At 54.0% G+C, this 235-nt stretch carries 1 protein-coding gene; it reads left to right on the forward strand.

The window, feature by feature from the left end; genetic code table 11:
• Nucleotides 1-38: 38 nt before the first annotated feature.
• Nucleotides 39-235 (forward strand): AraC family ligand binding domain-containing protein (locus FDX22_RS23845; protein ID WP_186805449.1); only part of this gene is annotated, 197 nt, incomplete at its 3' end.

Consider the following 235-nt stretch of genomic DNA (forward strand, 5'->3'; position numbering starts at 1 on the left):
GTGCTATAACGAATCATTACTTTCAGGGAGGACGCGATGTGACGCACACCCGGGATATTCCACAATCGTTCTGGCGTGATGAACAGCTCCCGTGGCTGGAGCTGCGCAGCACCTGGCAAAGCCAGCAGGCCTATAAACGACATCACCACTCTCAGCTCTCAATCGGGGCAATTCTTGAGGGGGAAACATGCTGCCAGTGCAATGGCAAGGAATACCGTCTGAAAGTGGGCGATCT

It is taken from the genome of Citrobacter sp. TBCS-14 (assembly GCF_005280805.1).
In the GTDB taxonomy this organism is placed as follows: Bacteria; Pseudomonadota; Gammaproteobacteria; order Enterobacterales; family Enterobacteriaceae; genus Citrobacter; species Citrobacter gillenii.